We start from the raw sequence: 5357 nt of genomic DNA on the forward strand, positions 1-5357 counted from the left end.
GATGTCTCTGATGGCACCACTACAGTGGCGACAGGTGTTGATTTAACCGTTAACCCAGTCAACGATGCACCGATTGCGGGTGCCGATATTTATATTCAAGCAGAAGAAGATCAAACCGTTGGCGTTAGTCTTCGTGAAGAGCCTGCTATTCGCCTCGATGCACAACCTGAGTTTGGTATTGTACAAGCCAATATCAATGATGAATGGGTGACGTTAGAGGTAGGACAAGAATTCGCGCCTGATACTGAAGTACGCTTTGTTGCTGATGAAACCGCAGTTACTGATTCTACTCATACTAGTCAAATCGGTACCTTCGATGATAATGCGACAGTTGATGATTGGGGCACAGAAATAGATTCACATACCCGTGAATTTACTGATGGCGACTTAGTAGTTACCACCCAGAGTACAGATGGGCCGTTAGGCGCTTGGAATGGTAATACTCATATTGGCCATGGTATTGGCGATACCGATAGACAAGGTTTAAGTGGTGATGAGCAGCTAGTTATTAATGTTGAAGGTCAAGATATTAATGAAATCAGCTTCGAACTAGATGGCTTAGGTGGTTGGTTTGTTGAAGGATCTAAAAACTTCACTGAAGTAGAAATTAGGGCTTTTGATGCCGATGGTAACCTCATCGACTCACAAACTTATCATAAAGATGATAATAGTAGTTTCGAGCATACGTATACCCTTACCACGGATGAACCCGTAGCACGATTTGAGTTAGGCACAATTGAAGGTAACGGCACTTATGTGGTGCAGAATATGTCTGTATCGCAGACGTTACCTGATGATGTGGTCTTTACATCGATTGCCGTAGATGGCACTGAAGTAACAGAAACAATTGAGCTGAACCTTCACGCTGGTGATCAAGATATCGATTTATCTGCAGAGCTTCCTGTTGTGACAAGTTCAGAAGGGGCAGATGGTTTTGCTTCTATTGTGATAACCGAGGAGCAGTTGCTTGCACAAGCTTCTGATATTGATAGTGAAAATCTCGATATCATTAATCTTGAGTTAAACGATGAGAATGCAACGCTAACCGACAATGGTGATGGCACTTGGACCCTTACCCCAGATGAGAATTTCTCGGGGGATATTGACCTAACTTATCAAGTGACTGATGGTGAGTTAGTTGATGACAATACTATCCATATCAACTTTGCTGAGGTCAATGATGCACCAATTGCATCTGGACCAATAGTCCTTAGCACTGAAGAAGACAACTCTATTAGCTTCACTGATGCTGATTTACTTGCGAATGCATCTGACATTGAAGGTGATGATTTATCTATTCAAGATGTGAGTTACAGCGGTAATGCCGGTGAGTTAATTACCAATGACGATGGTAGTTACACCTTTGTTCCCAACGAAAATTTCAATGGTGACGTCGACTTAAGTTATGGCATTAGTGATGGTCAAGATGTTACAACCAATAATATTGATTTAACTGTTATCCCTGTTAATGATGTCCCTGTTGCAGGGGCGCCATTAGATTTACAAATGCTCAATGATGGCACCATGACCATTAATGCATCTAGCTTATTGTCAGGTGCAAGTGATGTTGATGGCGATATTCTTCATATTGAAGATTTAGTGCTGACCAATCAGCTGGATGGTACTTTGGTCGACAACGGTGACAATACCTTTAGCTTCACGCCAGCAGAAGGATTTACCGGCAATGTGTCTTTGTCATTCGAGGTTAGTGATGGCCAAGCATCTGCTCCTAGTTCATTAAATATTACCGTTGAAGAATACAACGAAGGCCCTGAAGTCTCTGGCCCAGTTGCGGTAACTGTGGATGAAGACGGCAGTATTACCCTATCTCAAGAAGAATTACTCGCCAATGCCAGTGATGTCGATGGTGATTCTCTGGCCGCAACCAATCTTGTTACCAACGATGAAAATGCGACTGTCGTACAAAATGACAATGGCAGCTTTACGATCACCCCAAGTGAAGATTTCAATGGTGACATCCAATTTACATACGATGTGACTGATGGTATTGAAACGGTTGCCACTGAATTAGATCTAACGGTTACGCCAGTTAATGATGCTCCAGATGTTCCTGATCTTTCATTTAATACCATGGAAGATGAAGCTATAACGGTTACTACCGAGCAGTTACTGGCTCAAGCAACGGATATAGAAGGCGATGAGTTATCTGTTGTTAATGTCACATCGCAAGATCCAAACGTTGAAGTCATTGATAATGGCGATGGGACTTATACGCTAACCCCACAAGCGGAATACAGCGGTACCGCCAGCTTGAGCTTTGATGTCAGTGACGGCACTGATGTGGTTTCGGCCGATATTAGTCTTAATGTTGAGTTTGTAAATGATGTCCCTGAAGCTGGGCCTATTGTTGCTTCTGTAGACGAAGATGGCACAATTTTAGTTACTCAAGAAATGCTACTTGAAAATGCATCAGATCAAGATGGTGATTTCTTAAGAGCCGATGGTTTACAAACTAACGATCCAAATGCGACCGTTGTCGATAATGGCGACGGTACCTTTAGCGTTACGCCTTCTGCTGATTTTAATGGCGATATTGTCTTTAGTTATGATGTTTCGGACGGTGAAACTGACACACCTACAGAGCTGACTCTGACAGTTAATCCAATTAATGACGCGCCTGAAGTGCAGCCGCTTAATTTTGCAATTCAAGAAGATGGAACATTAATCTTCACAGAAGAGCAATTATTGGCACAAGCGACAGATATCGAAGGTGATGAGCTTAGTATTACTGATGTATCTTACAGCGCAGATGAAGGTACATTGACGAATAATGGCGACGGTACTTACAGCTTCACTCCGAATGAACATTTTAGTGGCAATATTGAGGTCGATTTTAGTGTGTCAGATGGCACAGATGAGGTATCACAAAGTATTGGTGTTGCCATCGAAGCCGTTGCTGATGCTCCTGACTTAACAGTAACAACCGGTGATGGCGATGTCGTCACTGATGAAGTGATTGTGGTAGAGCCCGGTTCAACCACGCAACTTAATATTGATGCAAGTCTAGTGGATCAAGACCTTTCTGAAACCCTTACGGTTGAAGTAAATGGTTTACCAGAAGGTTCAGTACTGACCTATGACGGCGAAGCGCTGTTTGACGAACAAAGCAGCGGTATTACCAGTTACGACAATACCGATATTACCGTGACGTTCCAGGGCGAAACTGCCGGATATCAAAATACGGCGGGTTACTATACCGTTGATGAAGAAGGTAATATTACAGGGGTACAAATTGGTTTTGAAAATGCTTCTGAAGTGGGCTCTGGCGGTGAATTAATCCCAGGTGAATCATCCTTCACGTTTGATGTCGAGGCGGGTGAAAGCTTCAATCTATTTGTGATCCCAAATGGTTTCAATCGTAATGACTTTGAGAATATGCAGGACGGTACATTTGAGTTCCGCGATGCCGATGGTAACCCTGCGACTATCGACTCAGTCGACCCGCAATTGGTTCACATTAGTGAAGATGGCGTCGAAACGCCGATTTTAAGTCAATTTGGTGATGCGATTTTCCATGGTGGCAGCAATAGCAATCTTAACGAAGATGGCATAGAGCATACGAGAACCACACTGAATGAAGATGGCGATATTGTTTACGGTGTTGAAGATCTCTTTGGCGGCGGAGATCAAGATTTTGATGACTTCACATTTACCATTGATGTTGGTGAAACAAATAGCCAAATTTTCCAAGGTGAAATTGTTGTTGGTGAAGATGGCAGCGTTGTTATCCCAACCACTGTGTTGGATCAAAACCTTGCAGTTACCTTCCCTGAGGATTACACCGGTTCAGCATCGTTAGAGATCATCGCAACAGCCACTGAACTGTCAAATGACGATCAATCTAGTACTGTTCAAACGATAAACTTTGAAGTTGACCATGCACCTGATTCTGATGCAGTTACCGCACAGGTTGATGAAGATGGCTCAATCACTATTACTCAAGCTGATTTATTAGCGAATGCGACCGATCTTGATGGTGATGATTTAGTTGCCGTTAATGTCAGCTCTGATGATGACAATGTCACATTGGTCGACAATGGTGATGGAACATACACAGTTATCCCTGATGCGGACTTCAACGGTGAAGTATCGTTTAGCTTTGATGTCAGTGATGGCGATCAAATCGTCTCCACTGAATTAAATCTAAGTGTTAACCCTGTTAATGATGCTGCTCTAGCGCAAGATCAAAGCTTTAGCATGAACGAAGACGGCGTGATCATCATTACCGATGAGCAACTGCTTGTTGGTGCCACCGACATTGAAGGTGATAATTTAACTATCGCCGATGTGAGTTACACCGGCACTGACGGTGTGCTTACCGACAACGGTGATGGTACCCATAGCTTTGCGCCAAATGAAAACTTCAATGGTGATGTGCAACTAGAGTTTGGTGTCAGCGATGGCACCGTTGTGACCCCAGCTAACATCGATATCGCGGTTACGGATGTCAACGATGCACCGGTAGCGGGTTCAACCTCATACACAGTCAACGAAGACGGCCAAATCACCATTAGCGCTGAGCAGCTATTAGCGAACTCAAGCGATGTGGATGGCACCGTCAGCCTAGATAGTGTGACTTACTCTGGCACCGACGGTATCCTGGTTCAAAACCAAGATGGCTCAGTGACCTTCTCGCCAAATGAGAACTTCAACGGTGATATCAGCCTGGATGTCACCATCATCGATGATGATGGGGCAGTGGCGCAAACCACAGCAGGCATTGAAGTCATTGCGGTGAATGATGCACCCGTTTCGGGTGATCTGGCTTACAGTGTTGATGAAGACGGCAGTATTACCCTGTCTCAAGAGCAATTGTTAGCCAATGCCAGTGATGTAGACGGTGATGACTTAACTGCTGGAAATCTAACTGGCGGTAACAACGTTACTATCACAGAAAACGACGATGGTTCATTTACCCTGACTCCTGATGCAAACTTCCATGGTGAAATGGATATAAGCTTTGATGTCTATGACGGTGGAACCACAGTTCAAGCCAACATTGATCTGACTATTAACCCTATAAATGACACAACAGTAGGAGTGGAAGATCAAGCTTACACTGTCGAAGAAGATGGAACCTTAATCTTCACTGATGAGCAATTGCTCACGGGCGCAACAGACATCGATGGAGACGACTTATCCGTTAGTGGTGTTGAATACAGTGGTACCGAAGGTGTATTCACTGATAATGGCGATGGAACATATAGTTTTGCGCCAAATGAGAACTTTAATGGTCAAGTTGAACTTAGCTTCTCGGTCACTGATGGAAAAGAAACCGTTGGCGCTAATATCGATATTACAGTAACTGATATTAATGATGCACCGGTTGCGGGTTC

Annotated in this window: 1 protein-coding gene; it reads left to right on the forward strand. The window is 43.8% G+C overall.

Features of this window, described 5'->3' with window-relative positions; genetic code table 11:
* The coding region (locus tag BCU94_RS17640) for a tandem-95 repeat protein (protein ID WP_133149808.1) at positions 1–5357 on the forward strand (5357 nt) is incomplete at both ends.

Source organism: Shewanella sp. 10N.286.52.C2, from assembly GCF_002874545.1.
Lineage (GTDB): Bacteria > Pseudomonadota > Gammaproteobacteria > Enterobacterales > Shewanellaceae > Shewanella.